Raw genomic sequence first — 22747 nt, 5'->3', positions numbered from 1 at the left:
TTGAACTGGCGAGAGTGCCCTTGCAGGATAGCTCTCGAGCTGGCAACTGGGCTACAGTGGGCTTGCGGTAGAGTGGGCGCCCATCCCCATGACTTCCGAGGCAGCTGCTGTTCTTTCTGAGCTCAAGGCAGTGCCAATGCTGGCGGAACTTTCGGCAACGTCTCTGCAGTGGCTGGGATCCCAGGTGAGGCTGCGGGACATCCCGGCAGGGCAGCTGCTCTTGATGCAGGAGGCCTGGGGCAACGTCGTTTACCTAATCCTCTCCGGCTGGGCCAAGGTGCGGCGGGCGCGGCGGATCCGCACCGCCCAAGGGATGCAGGATGGCACCCAAACCCTAGCCCTGCTTGGCCCGGGCGCTTGGGTGGGGGAAATGGCCGTGCTGGATGAAGCTCCCCGCTCGCGGGATGTGCTGGCCCTAACCCCGCTGCGGGCTGCCGGGATCCCGGCGGCAGCTTTCAAGGCGCTGATGCTCCAGGAGCCGCGTCTGTGCTACCAACTGGCCTGCAGCCTCTCCCGTCGCTTGCGCCTAGCCAATTTGCAGGCCGATCTGGATCAACAAAGCCCCCCGCTGCGGGTGGTGCAGGCGCTGGTGTACCTGGCGGAAGCCTTTGGCGAGAAGACTGGCCAGGGGATGCGCATCCTCTACCCACCGCCCCAGGATTTGGCCGATATCAGCCGAGTTAGCAGGGAAACAGTGGCAGCGGTGCTAGAACGCCTGCAGCAGCAGGGGGTTATTCAGCCGCTGCCCGACCAGCAGTCTCTGCTACTGGTCCAGTACGCTAAGTTGGTGGAGGCAACCCGCCTGCTCTAGCTGGGGCTGCGCCTGGGAAAGCTAGTAGGGGCACGCCACCCTGTACCTGCAAGGTCACTTGGCAAGGCCGCAGGCCCACGCTAGCCAGGCGGCCTCTTCTTCCGACAGGCTAGCTTGGTGCAGGGCGTAAACCTGGCGGTGATACTCCTCAAGCCAAGTCTGTTGCGCCTTGTCTAGCAGATCCCAGTCAATCAAGCGCCTATCAAAGGGGATCCAAGTTAGGGAGCGAAAGGCCATCCAGCCCTCCGGCTCTGGAAGGGCAACCACTTCATAGAGGTTTTCCAAGCGAATTCCACCCCAGCCCGGCTGGTAGTAGCCCGGCTCAATGCTAGTGATCATGCCTACCTTGAAGGGGGTGGTGGCGCGGCGGTGGATCCCATTGGGCCCCTCGTGGACGTTCAAGAAGGCGCCAACACCGTGGCCGGTGCCGTGGCCATAGTCCAGCCCTGCCTGCCAGAGGCTGGAGCGGGCAATGCCATCCAAGGAGACCCCGTAGGTATCCGGGGGGAAGATCTGGCGGGCGCACTGGATGTGGGCTTTAAGCACCTCGGTGTAGCGCCGCTGGCACAAGGGATCTGCCGGTTGCGGGCCAATCCAGATGGTGCGGGTAGCGTCGGTAGTGCCCCCCAGGTAGTGGGATCCCGAATCCAACAAAAACAACTCGCCTGGCTGCAAAAACTTCTGAGGATCCGGGGTGCCGTAGTGGACAATGGAGCTGTTGGCGCCGGCCCCGGCAATGGTGTTAAAGCTCAGGCCCACCCAATCCCCTTCCTCGCGGTAGTGGGCTGCCATGGTGGCCGCCACATCGGCTTCGCTGATGGGGATCCCCGCTTGAATTTGCCGGTCAATCCAAGCCAGGGTGCGGATCTTGGCCCGGCTGGCCTTGCGGTTAGCTAGCCGCATCTGCTCCAGCTCAGTGGGGTTTTTCACCGCCTTGAGGGCCTCCACAGGGTGATCCAGCTCGCGACAGGGGATCCCTTGCAGCAGCTCTTGGGTGCCCTGAGTGGTCTGCTTGGGATCCAATCCCACCGGCCCGTAGCCCTTGGCCCACTGGGGCAGCTGTTCCGGGTAGGCCTCGTAAGGCCAGAGCTCGACCTCGGCTTCCACCAGCATTTGCCGAGCCGAGGGCGTGAGGCGCTCCAGGTCAGTAAACAGGGCAACCCTCTCCAGGGCGACCAGCGCGTAGGCGCGGAACACTGGGTTGTAGGGGATGTCAGAGCCGCGCAGGTTAAACAGCCAAGCTACCTGGTCCAACTTGGTTAGGGGCAACAATCCCACCCGCTTGCGACGCATCTCCTGGCGCACCTGGGCCAGCTTGTCGCTGGCAGTAGCCCCGCAGAGCTGGGCAGGGACAGGATAGATGGGTTGCTGCAAAAGGGCTTGGCTAGCTTCCTTGGCCAGCTTGTCCAGCGGGTTTTCGCTAACCGGCACCAGTAGCACCCCCCCGGCTTGGGCGTGGGTCTGCAACTGGCGGTAGGTGGCCACTGATACTGTGAAGGGATCCACTCCTAGGCGAAAGCCGGATCCCAGCTCTTCCACAATCTCCATCAGGCTGGGCTGCTCCGGCAGGCCGCCTTTGATGACGGTAAACAGGTTGGGATCCACTTCCCGCTCCGCCTGCTCGTGGTAGCGGGGATCCACCCACAGCCAGGCCCTGTCCCGGCTAATCAGAGCATCCCCCACCGAGCCGGTAAAGCCTGTAATCCACTGCCGCCGCTTGCGGTATTCCAGCAAATACTCATTGAGGTGCTCATCAGCCGAGGGCACCCAAAACCCATCCAGATTTTGTTCCTGCAAAAGCTGGCGCAACTGCTGCAAACGGGCGGCAATATCCAAGCGGGGCAGGGTTTGGAGCATGGCAGGGACAAGAGGGAGATCTGGGCCGATGGCCCTAGAGACCAATATAGTTCTCTTTGGGAAAGCAGACGGAACATAGAGGAAGCGGCTACTTGGTGGTGGACTACAAAGCAGGAGCCAAGGGCTTCTGCGCCGTGTTTTTCAGCGACCTGGTGCACTGCTTTTCCCAACTAGCACCGAAACCGCGAACCCCCTCCAGGAGAGGGGCTAGGTTCTAGCGCTCTTCGGGAAAGCCAGCCTCTCGCCAAGCGCGGATGCCGCCGTCCATGGAGATCACGCGGCGGTAGCCCATTTTCTGCAGGTTGTCGGCTGCTAGCGCCGAGCGAAAGCCGCCACCACAGTAGAGGACAATCTCGGCTTCTTTATCTGGAATCACCTTCTCGATATCCCGCTCGATGATGCCTTTGCTTAAGTGAATGGCGCCGACAATGTGGCCGGCCTGCCACTCCGACTCTTCCCGCACGTCGACTAGGTAGAAGGGATCCCCTTGCAGTTGTTTTTGCCTCACCTGTTCAACGGTGAGCTCTTGGATGCGGCTTTTGGCCTCGTTAACCAAAGCCAGGAAAGCAGGAGAGTGGTGGGATGCCATGCACACCTCCCAGAGAACCCAGTTCCCAGGATAAACCCAGGCCCAATCGCGTTGGGAACACTAAACCTTCAGCAAGCTAAACTAAGGGCAGATTTGCCCCCTGGAGGCTCCAGTTTGAGCTCTCGATTCACCCTTTCCCAACTGCTTGGGTTCCTTGCTCTGACTTTGAGCTGGGGGATCCCTTTCCCTGCCAAGCTGCCGGCTCAAGCTGCCCCCGTCCGCCTAGAAAGCGGGATCCAACGGCAAGTCTCTAGCCCGCCGCCAGCCTCGCTCGTAGAGTGGCTGCAAAAGCAGATAGACGCTGCCAACCGCCGCGACTTGCCAGGGGTAATGGCTGGCTATAGCCCCGACTTTCGCCACCGGGACGGCCTGGATCGACAAGAGGTGGAGGAAGCTATTCGCCAGCTGTGGGAGGCCCATCCCCAATTGACCTACTCGGCTCAAATTGTCTCTTGGCGGCAGGTGGGCCCTGAGATCGTGGCCGAGATCGCCAGCCAAGTGCAGGGATCCCAAGCTTCAGCACGGGGGGAGTTTCAGGTCAAGGCTGCCGCCCTGGTGCGCAACCGCTACCGCCCGGATGTGGCCAATCCAGGACAACTGCTGCTCGTAGACCAAGAAGTCCTGCGGGAGTCTAGCACCCTCCTCTCCGGCTCGGCACCTCCCACTGTTACTTTCAAGTTGCCCGAGGCGGTCAAGCCAGGATCCACCTACTCGCTGCAGGCTATTGTGGCAGAACCCCTCACCCAGTCCTTGCTGCTGGGCGCTGTCGATGAGCAACCCGTCGCTGCAGGCGGCTACTTGGATCTCACTTCGTTTGCCCTTGAACCTCTGCAGGCAGGCGGGCTCTTTCTACAGGCAGATGCCCCCCCAGAACCGGGCGCTCGGTGGATCTCGGTGATGCTGGTTAACCAAAGTGGCCTTGTTGTCGAGAGCCGGCGCCTTACCGTCCAACCGTGACCTACTCCCGACCCTCCTGCTGACAGGACAGGCTGCATGGCTTACGCCGCGCTCTGCCAACGCTTCAACGGGATCCGGTCGTCCCTCCACAAGCAGACACGGAAGGCGCCAGATTCCGGCAACCCCGTTGTGTATAGCCCTTGTAGGGGTGGCTGGGTTCCAAGACTGACCTTGCAGGTACAGTGATGAGCCAGAGAGGAAGGTTCTTGAAGCAACCTAGCAAAGAGTTGGGCTTACTGGAGCGGAAACTCCTCAAAAAACTATCCGCTCTCACCCACCACCGAGGAGAAACAGGCGGTCCAGGAGAGAGCGGTCTAGCGGGCCTTCAACTGGAACCTGACTGCCGGGAGGAACTCCAAGCGAGCCAGAACGCGAAGACTCCTCAGCAAGCTAAGGATCTGAGTTCAGGCCGTTAGAGAACAGCCCCGGCGCACAGCCGGCTGAACCCAACTTGACGACCCTTACACGAACTACTCTCTGGCATCCCCTGGAACCTCCCTTCCTCAACGACATCCTGAGGCTAGCACGAATCTTTACCTTTACCAAGAGGGCGGGCTGGATCCCTTCTCCCCAAAAGGGCTTCAATGAAGGGGATCTCAGGAGACACCGCTGAGGAGAGAGCAACGGCGTAGGATAGAAGGACACCCTTTAGCCTGATCAACAAGTTGCCGTGGACTACAAGAGTACCCTCAACCTGCCGCAAACCCAGTTTCCCATGCGGGCGGAGGCCGCTAAGAGGGAGCCCGCCATCCAAGCTTTTTGGCAGGAAGAACAGATCTATCAGCGTCTGTCGGAAACCAATCCCGGGGATCCCTTTGTGTTGCACGATGGGCCGCCCTATGCCAATGGCGACATCCACATGGGCACCACCCTCAACAAGATTCTCAAAGACATTGTGAACAAGTACCACATCCTGCGGGGGCGCAAGGTGCGCTATGTGCCTGGCTGGGATTGCCACGGCCTACCCATTGAGCTAAAGGTACTGCAAAGCCTCTCCCCCCAGGAGCGGGAAAGCCTTACCCCCCTGCAACTGCGGCAAAAGGCCAGAGAGTACGCCCTGCACTATGTCAACGTGCAGCGGGCCAGTTTTCAGCGGCTGGGGGTATGGGGGGATTGGGATCGGCCCTACCTGACCCTCTCGCCGGAGTACGAGGCGGCCCAGATCGAGGTGTTTGGTCAGATGGCCCTCAAAGGCTACATCTACCGCGGCCTCAAGCCTGTCCACTGGAGCCCCAGCTCGCAGACGGCCTTGGCAGAAGCGGAGCTGGAATATCCCGACAACCACGTCTCCCTCAGCATCTACGTGGCTTTTCCTCTGCAGAGCCTCACTCCAGCAGCACAGCCGATTTTGGAGCCCTTCCTGCCGGGCTTGCGGGTGGCCATCTGGACGACTACCCCGTGGACGATCCCGGCCAACCTGGCCCTTTGCTTTAACCCCAGACTCACCTATGCGGTGGTGGATTCTCCCCACTTCGGTCTGCTGCTCATTGCTGCCGAGCTGCGGCAGCGGCTGGAGAAAGTTCTGGAGACCCCTCTGGAGGTCAAGGCCACGCTGCCGGGATCGGCTCTGGAATACTGCCAGGGACGCCACCCCCTCTTTGACCGCCCTAGCCTCTGTGTTTTGGGAGACTATGTCACCACCGAGTCCGGCACCGGCATTGTCCACACAGCGCCGGGGCATGGGGAAGAAGACTTCAAAACCGGCCAAAAGTACGGCCTGCCCATCCTCAGCCCCGTGGATGAGCGGGGGAGATTTACAGCGGAAGCCGGCTCCCAGTTTGCCGGCCTGGATGTGCTCTCCAAAGAACCGGAGACCAGCGGCAACCTGGCCGTAATTAAGGCCTTGCAGGCTGCCGGCGCCCTGCTCAAGGAGGAGCCTTACCACCACAAATACCCCTACGACTGGCGCACCAAAGAACCAACCATCTTCCGCGCCACCGAGCAGTGGTTTGCGTCTGTAGCCGGCTTCCGAGAGCTGGCCCTGCAGGCCATCAAAACCGTAAAGTGGATCCCGCCGGAAGGGGAAAACCGCATCACCGCCATGGTGAAGGAGCGCTCGGACTGGTGTATCTCCCGCCAGCGGGTTTGGGGCGTACCGATCCCTGTTTTCTACGACGAAGAAACGGGCGAGGTTCTGCTCACGGCCGAGACCCTCGAGCACATCAAAGCCATCTTTGCCCAGGAGGGATCCGACGCCTGGTGGAAGCGACCGGTGGAAGAGTTGCTGCCGGAGCAGTACCGCCACAATGGCCGCACCTACCGCAAGGGCACAGATACTATGGATGTTTGGTTTGACTCCGGCTCTTCTTGGGCGGCGGTGGCCCAGGCCCGCGGGTTGGGCTACCCAGTGGATCTCTACCTGGAGGGTTCCGACCAGCACCGGGGTTGGTTCCAGTCCAGCTTACTGACTTCCGTGGCCGTCAACGGCTGTGCCCCCTACAAAGCGGTGCTCACCCACGGCTTTGTGCTGGACGAAAAGGGCCAGAAGATGAGCAAGTCTTTGGGCAACGTCATCGACCCAATGGTGCTCATCAACGGCGGCAGCAACCCCCAGACGGATCCCGCCTATGGCGCCGATGTGGTGCGGCTGTGGGTTGCCAGCGTGGACTACTCCGGCGATGTGCCCCTGGGCAAGACCATCCTCGGGCAGATGGCGGATATCTACCGCAAGATCCGCAACACGGCCCGCTTTCTGCTGGGCAACCTCTATGACTTCAACCCGGCTCAGGATGCCGTTCCCTTTGCAGCGTTGACGGAGTTGGACCGCTACCTCCTGCACCGCCTAAAGGAGGTGGGGGAGGAAGTCACTGCAGCTTTTGAAAGCTACCAGTTCTACCGCTTTTTCCAAGCGGTTCAGAACTTCTGTGTGGTGGATCTCTCCAACTTCTACCTGGATATTGCCAAGGATCGCCTCTACATCAGCCACGCCCGCAGCCGGCGGCGGCGGCAATGTCAGACGGTGCTGGCATTGGTGCTGGAGAACTTGGCCAAAGCCATCGCCCCCGTACTTTCCCACCTAGCAGAAGAAATCTGGAGCTACCTGCCTTACCCCAAGCCTACCCGTTCAGTGTTTGAAGGGGGCTGGATGCAGCTCCCAGAGCACTGGCGGGATCCCCAGCTGGCGGCCACTTGGGAAAAGCTGCGGGCAGTGCGGCAGGAGGTGAACAAAGCGCTGGAGCAGGCCCGCACCGCCAAGCTTATTGGCGCTTCCACCGAGGCCAAACTCCTCCTCAAGGTAGGGGATCCCTACCTGTATGCTCTTCTGGAGGAGCGGGCAGCTGACCTGCGCTACCTGTTTATCACTTCCCAGGTGGAGCTAATCAAGGCAGAGCCTGAGCAGGCAGAGTTGCAGGTTGCCGTTCAGCGGGCGGAGGGCAAGAAATGCGTGCGCTGCTGGAACTACTCCCCTCGCGTGGGGGAATTTGCTGAACACCCCGAGCTGTGCGAGCGCTGCGTAGCGGCCCTGGCTGGCGAGTTCTAAGCAGGACCGGGCCGGGCATTACCTAACCAAAGACTGGGGCAGGCGGGAGGCCGACTCCCGCTCCAGGTCGCGGAAAAGGGGAGTGCTGAGGTAGCGCTCGCCAAAGCTGGGCTGGATCATCACAATCAGCTTGCCAGCGTTTTCCGGTCGCCGCCCCACCTGGATAGCGGCAGCCAGGGCCGCCCCGGTGGAAATGCCGGAGAGGATCCCTTCTTCTTTGGCCAGGCGGCGGCTATAGACCATGCTCTCTTCGTCATCTACCGCAATCACCTCATCCAGCAGGTCGCGCCGCAAGACCTCGGGCACAAACCCTGCCCCAATGCCCTCAATGCGGTGGAAGCCGGGCCGCCCTCCACTTAGAACAGCACTTGCCTTGGGCTCGACGGCCACCAGCCGAATCGAGGGTTTCTTACTCTTGAGGAACCCGCCCGCCCCTGTGATGGTGCCGCCGGTGCCCACCCCCGCCACCAGGATGTCCACCTGGCCATCAGTGTCCTCCCAAATCTCAGGGCCGGTGGTGCGGGCGTGGATTTGCGGGTTGGCAGGATTGGTAAATTGGCCCAGCATGTAGGCATTGGGGGTGCGGCGCACGATCTCTTCTGCCTTCCAGATGGCCTCTCCCATGCCACCTTCGCTGCTGGCCAGGTGCACCTCTGCTCCGTAGGCCTTCAACAGCAGCCGCCGCTCCAGGCTCATGCTCTCAGGCATGACAATGATCAGCCGATAGCCCTTGGCTGCTGCCGCCATAGCCAGGCCAATACCTGTGTTGCCGGAGGTGGGCTCCACCAAAATGGTCTTACCCGGAGCAATTAAGCCGGCTTGTTCAGCTGCCTCAATCATGCTGACGGCAATGCGGTCTTTTACCGAGGCCGCTGGGTTGAAGCTCTCCAGTTTGACCACAATCTCCGCCAGGCAGCCTTCTGCCTGGGGGATCCGGTTCAGCCGCACCAGGGGTGTGCGGCCGATGAGTTGGGTGATGTTATCGGCAATCCTCATAGGCAACAACAAGCCAATTCAAGGCCACCTCGAGAAGCTGGGCCTTTGTCCGATGCTAACCCTACCAAGGGATCCCTGGCCGCTGTCGGCCACCTGAGGAGGTGGCTGGGGCAACCGGCCACTTTGGGAAAAGGATGATTTAGAGTGGGATTACACCAAAAGGACTCGTCTTCTATGCACCTGAGTGAAATCACTCACCCCAACCAGCTCCGCAACCTAAACCTCGGCCAGTTGCGCAGCTTAGCCCGGCAGATCCGCGAAAAACACCTGCAAACGGCTGCCAACTCCCCAGTCGGCTGTCACCTGGGGCCGGGATTGGGGGTAGTGGAGCTAACCTTGGCGCTCTACAAAACCCTGGACCTGGATCGCGACAAGGTGATCTGGGATGTGGGGCACCAAGCCTACGCCCACAAGATGCTTACTGGCAGGTACCACAACTTCCACACCATCCGCCAGAAGGGGGGGATCTCTGGCTACCTCAAGCGGAGTGAGAGCCGCTTCGACCACTTTGGGGCCGGCCACGCCTCTACTAGCATCTCGGCAGCCCTGGGCATGGCCATTGCCCGCGATCGGCGGGGGGAAAACTTCAAGGTGGTGGCCATCATCGGTGACGGCGCCCTGACGGGGGGCATGGCCTATGAGGCCATCAACCACGCCGGGCACCTGCCCAAGACCAACCTGATGGTGATCCTCAACGACAACGGCATGTCGATTTCCCCCAATGTGGGGGCGCTCCCGCGCTATTTAAACCGCCTGCGCCTCAGCCCGCCGGTGCAGTTTTTGACCGACAGCCTGGAGGAGCAGCTCAAGAATCTGCCTCTGGTTGGCTCCAGCCTCAGCCCGGAAATTGACCGCATGAAGGAAACGGTGAAGCTGGTTACTGCCGTGCAGAACAACAAGGCCGGCATTATCTTCGAGGAGCTGGGCTTTACTTACGTGGGGCCGGTGGACGGGCACAACCTGGCGGAGTTATTGGATGCTTTTGAGTTGGCCCATGGTCTCTCCGGACCGGTGCTGGTGCATGTGGCTACGGTTAAAGGCAAAGGCTACCCCCCTGCCGAGGCGGAGCAGGTGAGCTATCACGCCCAATCCCGCTTTGACCTGGCTACCGGCAAACCCTATCCTCCCACCAAACCCACTCCCCCCAGCTACAGCAAGGTCTTCGGCCATACTCTTTGCAAACTGGCGGAGCGGGATCCCCGTATTATTGGCATCACGGCGGCCATGGATACGGGCACGGGTCTGGACAAACTCAAGGAAAAGCTGCCGGATCAGTTTATAGATGTGGGGATTGCCGAGCAGCACGCTGTTACCTTGGCTGCCGGTATGGCCTGTGAGGGGATGCGTCCAGTGGTGGCCATCTATTCCACCTTCCTCCAGCGGGCCTACGACCAGATTATCCACGATGTCTGTATTCAAAAGCTGCCGGTCTTTTTCTGCTTGGATCGGGCGGGCGTGGTCGGCCCTGACGGCCCCACCCACCAGGGTATGTACGATATTGCCTATCTGCGCTGCATTCCTGAGATGGTGCTGATGGCCCCCAAAGACGAAGCGGAACTGCAGCGGATGGTGGTGACCGGGATCCAGTACACCCAAGGCCCCATCGCCATGCGCTACCCGCGCGACTCTGGAGTTGGGGTGCCCTTGGCAGAAGATGGCTGGGAGCCCATCCCTATTGGCAAAGCTGAGGTGCTGCGCAGCGGCGGCGATGTGTTAATCCTGGCTTATGGGTCAATGGTGTACCCCAGTTTGCAGGCAGCGGAGCTTCTCAAAGAGCACGGCATCTCCACCACTGTAGTCAATGCCCGCTTTGCCAAGCCCCTGGATACCGAGCTAATCCTGCCCCTAGCTGAGCAAAGCCGCCTGGTGGTGACGGTGGAAGAAGGCTGCCTTCTGGGCGGGTTTGGCTCAGCAGTAGGAGAAGTTCTGCTGGACGCTGACATTCGAGTACCGCTCCTGCGGCTGGGGGTGCCGGATATTTGGGTGGAACAGGCCACCCGCGAAGAGTCCCTAGCAGACCTTGGCCTCAACAGTGTTGGCATTGCCGAGCGGATCCGAGCCAAGCTTGAGAAGCTGCAGAAGCCAGGGGCTGCGGGATCCCGGGCTACTCTGCTGCAAGGCCCATCTGGCGGTTGAACTGGTCAACAGCAGCCTGCTGGAGAGCCTTGGCAACCGCCTGCGTTCGCAGGAGAACTTGCACATCTTGGAGCAGTTTCTCCCGCCACAGGTTTTCCCGCAGTACCTCTAGCCGGGCGTAGCTGGGATCCAGACGCACAGCCTTGGCGGCCAACTCCTCTGCCCTTTGGGTGTCGCCGCGCACGTAGAGAGCGGTGGCCAGGGCTAGGTAGGGCTCTGCCACAGCAGCGTTGATCTCGAGAGTGCGTTCCCAGCGCTTGATGGCTGCTTCCAGATCCCCCTGCTCGTAGTCCACTAGGCCGAGGTTATTCATGGCTGGCCAGTAGGCGGGATCCAACTCCAGGGTCTTCTCATATTCCTGCCGGGCGGGATCCCACTGATCCAGCATCAGGTAAGCATTGCCCAGTTGGAAGCGGGCGTTGGGATTATCCGGCTGCAGGGTGACCGCCCGCTCCAGGGCCTCGGCGGCGGCAAAGTAGCTGCCCTGTCGCAAGTAAGCCGCTCCCAGCGAGTAGAGGACATCTCCATCCTGCGGAGCCAGAGCGCGGGCCCTCTGCAGCACCTGCACGGCCTGGTCAGAGTTCCCCAACTCCAGATAGACGTTGCCCAAAACGTAGAGCAGCTCGGAAGAGTTGGGCACCATGGCCACCGCCAGTTGCAGGCGGCGCAGCGCCTCTTCTGTCTGGCCAAACTGGGCCAGCCGCAGCGCATCGGTAGCCAGTTGCAGCCCCTGGGCCCGCATCAACTCCCCATTGGGTAGGGGAATGTGCAGCAACACTTGGGCTCGAGCAGGATCCCCTCTCCCTACCCCCAACCCCAGGGCAAAGCCCAGCGGCAAGGTTAGCAAAAACCGGACAGGTAGCCGGAATACCAGTGGCGGCATGACACCCACGCAAAAACAGGCCATGCCCATGTTAGCTGCAGCAACCGGGGATCCTTCCTGCCAGGGCTAGTTCCAACCAGATTCACGTTTGCGCCGGCGGCGCGGAGCACCATCTCTAACTCGTTGGGAGAGGGGTTAGGGGTGAGGGCAGCGATTCAAACTAGAGGCGTCGCCACCGCCGCCCGGACTGGGCTAGCAGGTCTTCGGCAGCCTTGGGCCCCCAGGTACCCGCCTCATAGGTGTACAGCGGCGGTGCGGCATTGCCGCCCTTGTCATGGCCAGGCGGCGCCTCCCAGGCCGATAACACCGGTGTCACCACCCGCCAGGCGGCTTCCACCTCGTCGGCGCGGGTAAATAGGGTGGGATCCCCCAGCAGGCAGTCCAACAGCAGGCGCTCGTAGGCATCTGGCGTGGTCGACCCAAAGGTTGTTCCGTAGCGAAAATCCATTTCCACTGAGCGGGTGCGGATCTCTGGCCCTGGCATCTTGGCCTCAAAGCGCAGGGAGATGCCCTCGTTGGGCTGGATGCGCAGCACCAGGATGTTGGGGCTCACCTCCCGCGCTGCCGATGGAAAGAGAGAGAGCGGCACCTGCTTAAAGTAAATGGCCACCTCGGAAACCTTCTTGGCCAGGCGCTTACCGGTGCGCAGGTAGAAGGGCACCCCTTTCCACCGCCAGGTGTCGCATTCCAATTTCAGGGCCACGTAAGTGGGGGTTTGCGAGTTGGGGTTGACATTGGGCTCTTGGCGATAGCCTGGCACCGGCTTGCCGGCAATCCAGCCGGGGCCGTACTGGGCTCGCACTGCTGCTGCAGCTACATTGCGAGTGTCCGCCAGGCGGGTGGCCTGCAGCACCTTAGTCTTTTCGCTACGCACCCCGTCGCCGCGTAATGAGACGGGTGGCTCCATAGCAGTGAGGCAGTAGATCTGCATCAGGTGGTTCTGCACCATGTCCCGCAGAGCACCGGCAGCGTCGTAGTAGCCAGCCCGATCCTCCACCCCCACCGTTTCCGCTACAGTAATCTGCACATGGTCAATGTAGTTGCGGTTCCAGAGGGGCTCAAAGATGGCGTTGGCAAAGCGAAAGACCAGCAGGTTTTGCACCGTCTCTTTGCCCAGGTAGTGGTCGATGCGGTAGACCTGCTCTTCCTGGCAGATCCGCTGCACAAGGCGGTTCAGCTCCTGGGCCGAGGTGAGGTCGTGGCCAAAGGGCTTTTCAATCACCACCCGCGTTTTGGCCGGGTCAGCCAACATCCCGGCTGCCCCCAACTGTTGAATGGCCTGGGCATAAAAGTCCGGCGCCACCGCTAGGTAAAATACCCGGTTGCCGCGGGTGCCCCGCTCTTCGTCTAGTTGGTTGAGGAAGTGCTTGAGACGCAGGTAGCCCTCGGCATCACCAAGATCAAGGCGGCAGTAGAACAGGCGGCGGGCAAAGTCCTGCCAGAGGGCTTCTGGCCCCAGATCTTGGGGGGCAAATGCTTCTAGGGCCGCCCGCATCTTGTCGCGATAGATCTCGTGGCTCCAGTCGCGCCGGGCCACTCCCACCAAGGTAAACTCCGGCGGCAGCCGTCGCTGCACAAACAGCCGGTAGTAGGCCGGGATCAGTTTGCGGGTCGCCAGATCCCCGGAAGCGCCAAACTGCACCAGGATACAGGGATCCGGGATGCGCTCTTGGTTGAGGCCAACGCGCAAGGGGTTTTCAGCCAGGGTCACCATAGAGTCAGCTCGGCTTGCGTGGGCGGGGTTCAGCGAAGGCAGCGCAACACTTCCTCCACATTCTCGCGGCTGCCAATAATCAAGGGCACCCGTTGGTGCAGGGATTGGGGCACGATGTCTAGGATGGCCTCGCTGCCGGTGGTAGCCACGCCTCCTGCCTGCTCAGCCAAAAACGCCAGAGGGTTGGCCTCGTACATCAGCCGCAGCTTGCCCTCTGGTTTTTTCTGGGTGCCGGGATAGAGATACACCCCGCCCTGGAGAAGAATGCGGTGAAAATCCGCCACCAGAGCGCCGCTGTAGCGGGAGGTGTAGCTACCTTGGCGATGGGCATAGCGAATGAAGTTTTGGATCCCTTCGCTCCACTGGCAGAAGTAGCCCTCGTTAAGGCTGTAGACGGAGCCGCGTTCGGGAATGCGAATATCGCTCTTGGAGAGGATGAACTCCCCCAAGCTGGGATCTAGCGTAAAGCTGTGCACCCCTTTGCCAATGGAATAGACCAGTTGGGTGCTGGGACCATAGAGGATATAGCCAGCAGCCAGTTGCCGGCGGCCCGGCTGCAGGAGATCTTGGTTGTCTGCTTCCGGACGATCCTCGAGGGGGTGAAGGATAGAGAAAATCGAGCCAACGCTCAGGTTGGCCTCGATATTGGAGGAGCCATCTAGGGGATCGACAAGCAGCGCCAAGCGGCTAAGGGAGCAGTTTTCCGGCAGGCGAGCCGGGGTCTTCAGCTCTTCCGACACCAGCCGACACACCAGGCCCGTCTGCTCCAAGGCGCGGATGAAGGCCCGGTTGGCGTAGTCGTCCATCTGTTGCTGTTCTTCCCCTTGGACGTTGAGGCTGCCGGTTACCCCCAGCACCCCCTCGATTAGCCCTGCCTGGCTGAGGCGACGGGCAATCATCTTGCCGGCTAGGGCAATGCGGTTCATCAGGGCGCTAAAGTCCTGCGCCTCAGCGGTAAAGCTGCCAAACTGCTGCAAGACATGGCGGGAGAGGGTGAGCACATCCCGCGCCATCTCGCGTTCGGCGCTGCTGGGCACGGCGGCTGGGGAGGGAGGAGAGCTAAGAACCATAGGCGGCTTCACCAACACCTGAGGGGGAGGAAGCTTCTGGATCTCGAACTGGAGGGCAAGGACTGGGTTCTGTTGACGCAATTGGACTCTGGGATCCCCTTTACTAGGTAGGCTGGCCGATTCTCGGCGCAGGTGCCGAGAACTTACAGAGTTGCTTCAGATTCGGTCGGATCCCTCTTGCCAGGAGGGTTAAAGCGGTAGGATGAGTTCTACCCATTCTTTTCCCGGCTCACTTTTCTCGGTTTCTTCTTGCCAATGATGATGCGCAGCCAAGTGGTCACCCAGGGAGTGCAGCGCTCCCCCAACCGTGCCATGCTTAGAGCGGTGGGCTTTCGCGATGAGGACTTCGGCAAGCCCATCGTCGGCATCGCCAATACCTACAGCACCATTACTCCCTGCAACATCGGCATCCAAGCCCTGGCCGAGCGAGCCGAAGCCGCCCTGCGGGAGGCCGGCTGCATGCCTCAGATCTTCGGCACCATTACCATCAGCGACGGCATTTCCATGGGCACTGAGGGCATGAAGTACTCCCTCGTGTCGCGGGAGGTGATTGCTGATTCCATCGAGACGGTGGTCAACGGCCAGAGTATGGATGGTCTCTTGGCCATTGGCGGCTGCGACAAAAACATGCCAGGGGCGATGATCGCCATGGCCCGCCTCAACGTGCCCTCCATCTTTGTCTATGGCGGCACCATCAAGCCGGGGCACTACAACGGCCGCGACCTCACCATCGTCAGTGTCTTTGAAGCGGTAGGGGAGTACAGCGCCGGGCGCATCTCCGAGGAAGAGCTGCTGGCGGTGGAGCGCCACGCCTGCCCCGGCGCCGGATCCTGTGGCGGCATGTACACTGCCAACACCATGTCCAGCGCCTTTGAGGCCATGGGCATGAGCCTGCCCTACTCCTCCACGATGGCGGCGGAGGACGAAGAGAAAGCCGAAAGCGCTGCCCAATCGGCCAAGGTCTTGGCCGAGGCCATTAAAGCCAACATTCGGCCCCGCGACATCATCACCCGCCAGAGCATTGAGAACGCCATCTCGGTCATCATGGCGGTAGGGGGATCCACCAACGCCGTGCTCCACTTTCTGGCCATTGCCCACGCTGCGGAGGTGCCCCTGACGCTGGATGACTTTGAGACCATCCGCGCCCGCGTGCCTGTTCTCTGTGACCTCAAGCCTTCGGGCCGCTTTGTTGCCACCGATCTGCACCGGGCTGGCGGGATCCCGCAAGTAATGAAGATCCTGCTCAACCACGGCTTGCTGCACGGGGACTGCCTCACCATCTCCGGCCAGACAATTGCCGAAGTCCTGCGGGACGTGCCAGACGAGCCCAGCCCTGACCAAGAGGTGATTCGCCCCTGGCACAGCCCCCTTTACCCCCAAGGGCACATAGCCATCCTCAAAGGTAACCTTGCTCCCGAAGGGGCAGTGGCCAAGATTAGCGGCGTCAAGACACCCAAGATCACGGGGCCGGCGCGGGTCTTTGACTCGGAGGAGTCCTGTCTGCAGGCTATCCTTGCTGGCCAAATTCGACCAGGGGACGTCGTGGTGATCCGCTACGAAGGCCCCAAGGGCGGCCCTGGCATGCGGGAGATGCTCTCCCCCACTTCGGCCATCATCGGCGCCGGCTTGGGAGATAGCGTGGGGCTAATTACCGATGGCCGCTTCTCTGGCGGCACCTACGGCATGGTGGTGGGCCATGTGGCGCCTGAGGCCTACGTAGGCGGCCCCATTGCCCTGGTGGAGGAAGGGGATCTCATTACCATCGATGCCCCCGCTCGCCTGTTGCACCTGCATGTTAGTGAGGAAGAACTGGCCCGCCGCCGCGCCTGCTGGGTTCCCCCCGAGCCTCGCTACAAACGGGGCACCTTGGCCAAGTACGCCAAGCTCGTCTCCAGCAGCAGCCTGGGGGCAGTGACCGATTTGAACTTGTGGGAGTAGGCCCTTCTCCCTCAGGGAGAGGGGAGTAACTCTTGCAGGAAAAAGCGGCAGGGATCCCTGCCGCCCGTTTTGCTACAGTGACAGCTTTAGCACCAATTACGTACCGATAATCCCGCCGTCATAATCACCGCCACCGCCGAGCGGGGGTAGAGGTTGTTGTTGTAGTCAATTGCCAGCAGCCCTGTTGGACTAGGGGGGATTTGGAGGTTCTTGTCGTATCCTAGAGAACAAATACACCCCATCGCGATGGTAGAGAAGCTGAAACGAGGTTTCTTTTTGTAAAGCGGCAAGCAGGGTCTGGGAGAACTCTGGGCTGCTGCGCCACCCCGGATGGCGGCTGTTAAGCAAAACGTAGTCAAAGGGATCCCATTGTTGGGGGGGAGATCCCTTGAAGCGGCTCTCGTCGGTAAAGTAAATAACCCGTCGATGGGTGAGGTGGGGGCTAATCTCGTGGGTGGTAAGGACACCCCCTTGGGTGGTGATGTGGGCAAGGGCCTCGCGAGTGGCCTGCCAAGTGTCAAGAGACTGAAGATAGATGGAGCCGAAAAAGGGGTATTTTGCCAGGGCTAAAAAAGCCAGCAAAGACCAGGCTAGCGCTGCTTTTCTGCTTTTGACAGGCCAGACCCAGGATGGGCCTGGTTTCACGTTTTCGATGACAGCTAGAAAGAGAAAAGGAACAACAGGTAATGCATACTGATGCACCAGATCCCGATAAGCAGGATTGCTAGAAAGTATATTCAGCCCCAGGGTTGGCAGAGCAGGGATCCAGGGATCCCAGTGGCGCCAAGAGAGGCCCCAAGCCACAGGGATGACTAACAAAAATCCATAGAATAGGGTGTCGAGAGAGAAGACCTTGCCCAGGACTAATGTTGGCTTGAGAACCAAGTTTTGGATAATTTCAGGAACAGAACTGCCCAAATAGCTATAGTGAGAAACGGCTGCCGGCTCGCTGCCACTGAAGTGAGGAATAATCCAAAAAGTAGCCATGCCAAACCAGGCCGACCCTGCCGCTATGGCAAGCCAGCTGGCCACTTGGCAGCGCCGTTGCCAGCGCTTTTCAACTCGTCTGCTTTCAAAGAGCAACAGCCAAGCTCCTAGGGCAACGACATTGAGAGACAACACCGCCTTGCAGCCGAGGATACCGCTCAAACACAGCAAGAATTCCCACAACTTGCCAGAGCGAACACAGAGTATAGCTGCCAAAAAAAGGGGAACAGCCAACACTTCTGGATGAAAATCAAAAAGGTTGGCGTTGAAGATGGCTGGGTAGAGAAGATAGGCAGCGGCAATTGTTCTTGCTCTGTCAGAATCAATCTCGGCTTGGAGCGCCAGATGGTAAACGGCCAGCGCTCCCAGCGTTAGTGCCAGAGCTTGGATGCCAAACAGCCAATATACAGAGGGAACAATGCGATACAAGAGACTGAGAGGATACAAGATAAAAGCTGCGTGATCCCCAAGAATGTGGATCCCGCGAATAGTAGAAAAAGGAACCTCGCCACGGCTGATTAAATAAACAGCTTGGTCGAAAATACCGAGATCATACCCTCCCGACTGAAACAAGTGGTGCCGCACAACGCTGCAGCCTAAAAGAACAAAGAAGGCTCCAACCAGCGTTGCCAAGAAAGACTTGGACAGAGGATGTTCCTTCATTGCCAACTACAACTTGTTTAGCGTAGAATCCAAGCTCTGCCAGCTAGCAGCAAGACCGCAAGCCAGCTCAAAGACAGCCCCTTTTTCTCTGGCAAGAGAGGCTCGAACCCGGCTAGCTGGAAAAATTGCAGCAAGGAGGGATCCCTGCCCAAGCCAGGCAAGAGGCTGGGGTTGGCCATCGCAGGGAGAACGCCCAAAGCCTTGAGAAGGTCTAAAGTTTTGGGATCTTTCCACTTTTCCTTTCTAGGATACGGGCAGACTCTCCAGAGCTGCTGCGTGGGGAATTCTGCATGAGTGACGCCATCCGCTATGACCTGCTTTTGGTGGGAGGAAGCTCCTCCAACCTGATCCTGGCCCATCGCCTTTTGGATCTGGCCAAGCTCTCGGGGCTCAAGATCTCCATCGCCATCTTGGAAAAAGCCCGGCAATTTGGCGGGCACATCATCAGTGGTGCCATCTGCAATCCTCAGGTAATCGCCAGGCTTTTCCCGGATTTTGAGAGCCAAGGATTTCCCCACGAGGGGCGGGTGGAAGTGAGCCACCTGAGCGTACTGGGATCCCAAGAGCGCTGGGATCTGCCGGAAGCGGCGATCCCAAAGGGGTTGCGCAAACAGGGGCAGTTCCTCCTCACCCTTAGCCATGTCATCCGCTGGCTGGCCGAAACCCTGCAGGAAAAGGCCAAAGGGATCCCCAACGTTACCTTGGATGTATTCCCCGGCTTTGCCGCCCACGAGATCCTCTATGAGGGGGAGCGAGTCATTGGGGTGCGGGTGAGCGACTCCGGCCAAGTTTGCGAAGATTGCGTCTTTGCCGAGCTCACCTGCTTTGGCGACAAGGGATTTATCTCCAAAGACCTGGTCGAGAAGTTTCACCTGCGCCCTCGGCCGCAACTGTGGTCGGTGGGGGTCAAAGAGCTGTGGCAGATCCCTCGCTCGCTGCAAGGGCAGGTGTGGCACACCCTGGGCTACCCGGTTTTGGATGGCAGCTTCAGCGGCGGCTTTGTCTATGGCCTCAAAGATAACCGCCTGGCCCTGGGCCTCATCATCGGCCTCGACAGCAAAAATCCCAACCTCAACCCGCAGCAGCGCCTGCAGGAGTTCAAAGCCCACCCCTGGATCCAATCCCTGATTGCCGGTGGCAAGTTGCTCAAGTACGGGGCCGCCGTCATTCCTGAGGGGGGCTACTACAGCCTGCCCACCCGCTTTGGCGTTGAAGGGGCCTTGCTTTTGGGGGATGCCCTGGGGGTGCTGGATGTGGGCAGCCTGGCCGGGATCAACAACGCCATGGAGACCGGCTACCTGGCAGCGGGCCTCATTCACGACGGCTTTTTAAAAGGGGATCTGCGCATTCAAGAGGCCTACCAAAAAGCCGTGATGGAGAGCTCGGTGGGGCAAGATCTCTACCGCAGCCGCTATTTTCGGGAAGCCTTTTTGGAAAACTCCCGCCTGCTGGAAGAATACCTGCCCCAGATCTGCCGCAGCGTCGATGCCGGCCACCCTTGGCTGGGATCCCTGCGCTGGGGCCTGCAGGATCCCGTGCGTCGCGGCGGGGAACTCCTGCGCGCCTACACGCTGCTGACGGGACGGGTCAGCGCCGGCGAGCCGCCCCCACGGGGGTATGTTGCTCCCCATGCCGCCATCCAAGCGGACTTTGTGGCTCCCCTAGGTCTGGATCCTGAAGCATTGACCACGCGATGGGGCTATTTCTCGCGCTCAGATGCCGTCTTTTTTGCCGATCCCCGCTACCCGGAAGGCAACCGCCACATCCTTGAGTTCAGCGCTGACACCTGCCGGCAGTGCATTGCCACCTACGACAAGCTCAACCGCCCTACCCCCTGCGTGGCCGATTGCCCGGCAGAAGTCCACCACATCCGCGAACGCAATGGAATCCGCTCCCACGCCATGTCGCTGGAAAACTGCATCCAATGCCGCACCTGCGAGATTGTCTGCCCCCACCTCAACCTGCGGGTTAACCCCAGCTACGAGGGATCCGGCCCTGATTTCTACGGGCTGTAGCGTCCCAAAGAACCCTAGGCCAGCTCCCTGGCCAGTTGGGATGGCCGACCACTAGAATCCCAGTCTAGGTGGCTAGAGGAGAGAGTTCTTGGCCAATCCCTGTAGCCAGAAGAGGTCCTCTTGCAGGAGGGAGAGGGAGGGGGGGCCCTTTTTTAGCTACACCCTGAGCTTGGATCCACACCGCCTATGGGTGCCCTTGGCCTGTTTTGGGGATGGGCTCTGTATCTGGCTGGCCTTCGGGGCGGCTTATTGGCTGCGCAGCTTGCGCCCCCACCAGCTTTTACCGTGGGATGTCTACGCTGGCCTGGGGTTGTTGACAGTCCTTAGCTATTGGGGCGTTCAGGCCGGCTTGGGAGGATACGGCGAATCGAAGCGCTTATCTCGCTTTGAGGAATGGGTCAGTTTGCTGCTAGGGCTGGGGGTAACCTTTGGCCTGGTGCTGGCGGGGGCCTTTTTCGTGCGCTCCGTCTCGCTGTCGCGCTTGGTGGTGGGCTATGCCGGCCTGCTGGCCCTGCTCAGCTTGACGGGGATGCGGGCAGTGCTGCGGCTGGGCATGGGCTGGCTGTATGCCCACGGCCAGGGGCGGCGACGGGTGATCTGGGTGGGATCCGGCCTGCTCTTGGCTGAGGTGCTGGAGCGACTGGAGCGCTGCCCAGCCTTGGGGTTTGAGATCAGGGCTTGGGCCGTGGCCGGGGATCCCTCGGCACCGGAACCAGAGCCTTTGCAGAAGCTGGAGCGGCTGGAGCCCAGCCACCTGGTGGCCTATGTGCAGGCTCACCCCGAGATCCAAGAGGTGTGGTTTGGGCAGCCGGAGCTGGCCAACGCACCCCTGCTCCTCACGCTGCAGGCCCTGTCGGTGCAGGTACGGCTGGTGCCGGACATTCTCAGCTTCTTAACCGTTAACCTGCAGTTGCACTCTCTGGACGGGATCCCGCTGCTGACGCTGCGCCAGCCCCCTCTGCGCTACGCCCACAACCGTTTCCTCAAGCGAGCGGTAGACATCCTGGGGGCCTCCCTGGGCCTGGTGTTGCTCAGCCCCCTGTTTCTGATCATCGCTGTGCTAGTGGCCTGCAGCAGCCCCGGCCCCATCTTGTATTGGCAGGAGCGGGTGAGCTTGGATGGGCGCCGCTTTTGGATTGCCAAGTTCCGCACTATGCGGGTGGATGCCGAGGCACCCGGCCAGCCGGGCTGGACGCGCCCTGGGGATCCGCGCCGAACCAAGATAGGAGCCTTTTTGCGCCGCACCAACCTGGACGAGCTGCCCCAGCTTTGGAACGTCTTGAAGGGGGAAATGAGCCTAGTGGGCCCCCGCCCGGAGCGGCCCTACTTCGTGGAGCAATTTAGCCAGGAGATCCCCAAGTATCTGGATCGGCATTTGGTGAAAAGTGGCCTCACCGGCTGGGCTCAGATCCACGGCCTGCGGGGAGACACCAGCATTGCCCGCCGCACCCAGTATGATCTCTACTATGTGCAAAACTGGTCTCTGTGGCTGGATCTGCGCATCCTCGCCATTACCCTTTGGCAAGGGATCCGCGGACGGCTGACCGGCTATTAGGGGTTGCCTATGTCCTCCTCGCCCACGCCCCCAGAGCTCCTCTACGAGGGCAAGGCCAAGCGGGTCTACCGCACCGCCGATCCCCACGTTTACCTTTGCCACTACAAAGACGACGCCACCGCTTTTAATGCCCAAAAGCGGGGATCCATCGCCGGCAAGGGGGAGGTCAACTGCACCGTCTCCAGCCGGGTGTTTGCCTACCTGGCGCAGCAGGGCATCCGCAACCACTTTTTGGCCCAGACCGGCCCTCGAGAGATGCAGGTGCGCGCCCTGCGGATCCTGCCCTTGGAAGTGGTGGTGCGCAACCGCACGGCCGGCAGCCTCTGCCGGCGCCTAGGCCTGGAGCAGGGCCTGCCCATCGAGCCGCCCCTGGTGGAGTTTTACTACAAAAACGACGCCTTGGGGGATCCCTTGGTAACCCCCGACCACATCCGCCTGTTGCACCTGGCCACGCCAGAGCAAGTGGAGAAGCTGGGATCCCTGGCCTTGGCGGTCAACACTCACCTTCACCACTTCTGGCGGCGCTGCCGGCTGGAGCTGGTGGACTTTAAGCTGGAGTTTGGCCTGGACGAGGAAGGGGAGATCTGGCTGGCGGACGAGATCAGCCCCGACACCTGCCGCCTGTGGGATCTAGAAGGGACTGAGCCGCGGGTGCTGGATAAAGACCTCTTTCGCTTTGATCTCGGCGATCCAGCAGCCGGCTACCAAGAGGTGCTGCAGCGAGTGCTCCAGGCTACTGATCCCAATCTCCCCTTTCCTGCAGCGCGGGAGAGGGGCAGGGGGTGAGGGTGCCATGACTTCTCCCCGCTCCTCTGGCCCCGACGACCGCTTCCGCCGCCAACTGGCCGACCTGTTGGACACCTGGGTGCAGCAGGGGCTGATTCAGCCGGCGCAGCGGGATCGCCTGCGGGAGTACTACCAACTCGATAGCTTGCCGCGAACAGCTGCTAGCCGCTTTACCCTGGTGCTGCTGCTGTTGGGCGCCGTGCTGGTGGGCTTGGGGGTGATCTCCTTCGTGGCCGCCAACTGGGACGCCATTCCCCGCTCGGTCAGAGCCCTGGGATCCCTGGCCCTCATGGTGGGACTGCAGGTGGC

The 22747-nt window shown here is 60.7% G+C and carries 16 protein-coding genes; 9 read left to right on the top strand and 7 right to left on the bottom strand.

What is annotated here, in order from left to right; genetic code table 11:
• The first annotated feature begins 88 nt into the window (after positions 1 to 88).
• Positions 89 to 811 carry a Crp/Fnr family transcriptional regulator gene (locus NW827_RS01295; protein ID WP_414403761.1) on the top strand — a complete coding sequence of 241 codons (723 nt, stop codon included), beginning with the start codon at positions 89 to 91 and terminating at the stop codon, positions 809 to 811.
• 54 nt (positions 812 to 865) lie between these two features.
• Here the strand turns inward: NW827_RS01295 and NW827_RS01290 are convergent, their stop codons facing one another.
• Positions 866 to 2713 (bottom strand): aminopeptidase P family protein, encoded by a 1848-nt coding sequence (locus tag NW827_RS01290; RefSeq protein WP_414403760.1) that lies wholly within the window; start codon positions 2711 to 2713, stop codon positions 866 to 868.
• A gap of 169 nt (positions 2714 to 2882) precedes the next feature.
• A complete protein-coding gene (locus tag NW827_RS01285; protein WP_414362700.1) occupies positions 2883 to 3257 on the bottom strand; it encodes a rhodanese-like domain-containing protein in 375 nt (124 codons plus the stop codon).
• Between the two features lie 114 nt (positions 3258 to 3371).
• Between NW827_RS01285 and NW827_RS01280 the strand changes: the two genes are divergently transcribed.
• Positions 3372 to 4214, top strand: coding sequence for a hypothetical protein (locus tag NW827_RS01280; protein ID WP_414503245.1), 843 nt, complete (start codon positions 3372 to 3374; stop codon positions 4212 to 4214).
• Positions 4215 to 4929: 715 nt separating this feature from the next.
• Positions 4930 to 7695 (top strand): isoleucine--tRNA ligase, encoded by a 2766-nt coding sequence (ileS, locus tag NW827_RS01275; protein WP_414503253.1) that lies wholly within the window; start codon positions 4930 to 4932, stop codon positions 7693 to 7695.
• Positions 7696 to 7713: 18 nt separating this feature from the next.
• On the opposite strand, the gene cysK is transcribed toward ileS, so the two are convergent.
• Positions 7714 to 8691 (bottom strand): cysteine synthase A, encoded by a 978-nt coding sequence (gene cysK, locus NW827_RS01270; RefSeq protein WP_414362702.1) that lies wholly within the window; start codon positions 8689 to 8691, stop codon positions 7714 to 7716.
• Positions 8692 to 8865: 174 nt separating this feature from the next.
• Here cysK and dxs point away from each other — a divergent pair, with 174 nt between their 5' ends.
• Positions 8866 to 10827, top strand: a complete 1962-nt coding sequence (dxs, locus tag NW827_RS01265; RefSeq protein WP_414362703.1) for a 1-deoxy-D-xylulose-5-phosphate synthase — start codon at positions 8866 to 8868, stop codon at positions 10825 to 10827.
• On the opposite strand, the gene NW827_RS01260 is transcribed toward dxs, so the two are convergent.
• The 3 genes from NW827_RS01260 to fbp all read right to left on the bottom strand — a co-directional run bounded on the left by NW827_RS01260 (position 10796) and on the right by fbp (position 14437).
• A complete protein-coding gene (locus NW827_RS01260) occupies positions 10796 to 11710 on the bottom strand; it encodes a tetratricopeptide repeat protein (protein WP_414362704.1) in 915 nt (304 codons plus the stop codon). The genes dxs and NW827_RS01260 overlap by 32 nt on opposite strands.
• A gap of 160 nt (positions 11711 to 11870) precedes the next feature.
• Positions 11871 to 13424, bottom strand: a complete 1554-nt coding sequence (zwf, locus tag NW827_RS01255) for a glucose-6-phosphate dehydrogenase (RefSeq protein ID WP_414362705.1) — start codon at positions 13422 to 13424, stop codon at positions 11871 to 11873.
• A gap of 29 nt (positions 13425 to 13453) precedes the next feature.
• On the bottom strand, positions 13454 to 14437 hold the full coding sequence (gene fbp, locus NW827_RS01250) for a class 1 fructose-bisphosphatase (RefSeq protein WP_414362716.1): 984 nt from the start codon (positions 14435 to 14437) through the stop codon (positions 13454 to 13456).
• A 315-nt stretch (positions 14438 to 14752) separates the two neighbouring features.
• Here fbp and ilvD point away from each other — a divergent pair, with 315 nt between their 5' ends.
• Positions 14753 to 16432: a dihydroxy-acid dehydratase gene (gene ilvD, locus NW827_RS01245; protein ID WP_414403757.1), complete on the top strand. Its 1680-nt coding sequence runs from the start codon at positions 14753 to 14755 to the stop codon at positions 16430 to 16432.
• A 189-nt stretch (positions 16433 to 16621) separates the two neighbouring features.
• Here ilvD and NW827_RS01240 read toward each other — a convergent pair whose 3' ends face one another.
• Positions 16622 to 18004: a DUF2079 domain-containing protein gene (locus NW827_RS01240; protein ID WP_414503244.1), complete on the bottom strand. Its 1383-nt coding sequence runs from the start codon at positions 18002 to 18004 to the stop codon at positions 16622 to 16624.
• A gap of 368 nt (positions 18005 to 18372) precedes the next feature.
• Between NW827_RS01240 and NW827_RS01235 the strand changes: the two genes are divergently transcribed.
• The 4 genes from NW827_RS01235 to NW827_RS01220 all read left to right on the top strand — a co-directional run.
• Positions 18373 to 20097 (top strand): electron transfer flavoprotein, encoded by a 1725-nt coding sequence (locus NW827_RS01235; protein WP_414403755.1) that lies wholly within the window; start codon positions 18373 to 18375, stop codon positions 20095 to 20097.
• A gap of 169 nt (positions 20098 to 20266) precedes the next feature.
• Positions 20267 to 21652 carry a sugar transferase gene (locus tag NW827_RS01230; RefSeq protein WP_414403754.1) on the top strand — a complete coding sequence of 462 codons (1386 nt, stop codon included), beginning with the start codon at positions 20267 to 20269 and terminating at the stop codon, positions 21650 to 21652.
• A 9-nt stretch (positions 21653 to 21661) separates the two neighbouring features.
• Positions 21662 to 22438, top strand: coding sequence for a phosphoribosylaminoimidazolesuccinocarboxamide synthase (purC, locus tag NW827_RS01225; RefSeq protein WP_414362710.1), 777 nt, complete (start codon positions 21662 to 21664; stop codon positions 22436 to 22438).
• Between the two features lie 7 nt (positions 22439 to 22445).
• Positions 22446 to 22747, top strand: a 302-nt coding sequence (locus tag NW827_RS01220; RefSeq protein ID WP_414503243.1) for a DUF2157 domain-containing protein, incomplete at its 3' end; no start/stop codon positions are given.

This window comes from Synechococcus sp. H70.1 (assembly GCF_047502705.1).
Taxonomy (GTDB): domain Bacteria; phylum Cyanobacteriota; class Cyanobacteriia; order Thermostichales; family Thermostichaceae; genus Thermostichus.
This window is presented reverse-complemented; position numbering and strand designations above follow the sequence as displayed.

Bases quoted from the DNA above. Each gene is read 5' to 3' on its own strand.
- NW827_RS01285 (WP_414362700.1), bottom strand. From the start codon at position 3,257: ATGGCATCCCACCACTCTCCTGCTTTCCTGGCTTTGGTTAACGAGGCC.
- fbp (WP_414362716.1), bottom strand. From the start codon at position 14,437: ATGGCGCGGGATGTGCTCACCCTCTCCCGCCATGTCTTGCAGCAGTTT.
- NW827_RS01260 (WP_414362704.1), bottom strand. From the start codon at position 11,710: ATGCCGCCACTGGTATTCCGGCTACCTGTCCGGTTTTTGCTAACCTTG.
- ileS (WP_414503253.1), top strand. From the start codon at position 4,930: ATGCGGGCGGAGGCCGCTAAGAGGGAGCCCGCCATCCAAGCTTTTTGG.
- zwf (WP_414362705.1), bottom strand. From the start codon at position 13,424: ATGGTGACCCTGGCTGAAAACCCCTTGCGCGTTGGCCTCAACCAAGAG.
- dxs (WP_414362703.1), top strand. From the start codon at position 8,866: ATGCACCTGAGTGAAATCACTCACCCCAACCAGCTCCGCAACCTAAAC.
- ilvD (WP_414403757.1), top strand. From the start codon at position 14,753: ATGATGCGCAGCCAAGTGGTCACCCAGGGAGTGCAGCGCTCCCCCAAC.
- purC (WP_414362710.1), top strand. From the start codon at position 21,662: ATGTCCTCCTCGCCCACGCCCCCAGAGCTCCTCTACGAGGGCAAGGCC.
- NW827_RS01235 (WP_414403755.1), top strand. From the start codon at position 18,373: ATGAGTGACGCCATCCGCTATGACCTGCTTTTGGTGGGAGGAAGCTCC.
- cysK (WP_414362702.1), bottom strand. From the start codon at position 8,691: ATGAGGATTGCCGATAACATCACCCAACTCATCGGCCGCACACCCCTG.
- NW827_RS01295 (WP_414403761.1), top strand. From the start codon at position 89: ATGACTTCCGAGGCAGCTGCTGTTCTTTCTGAGCTCAAGGCAGTGCCA.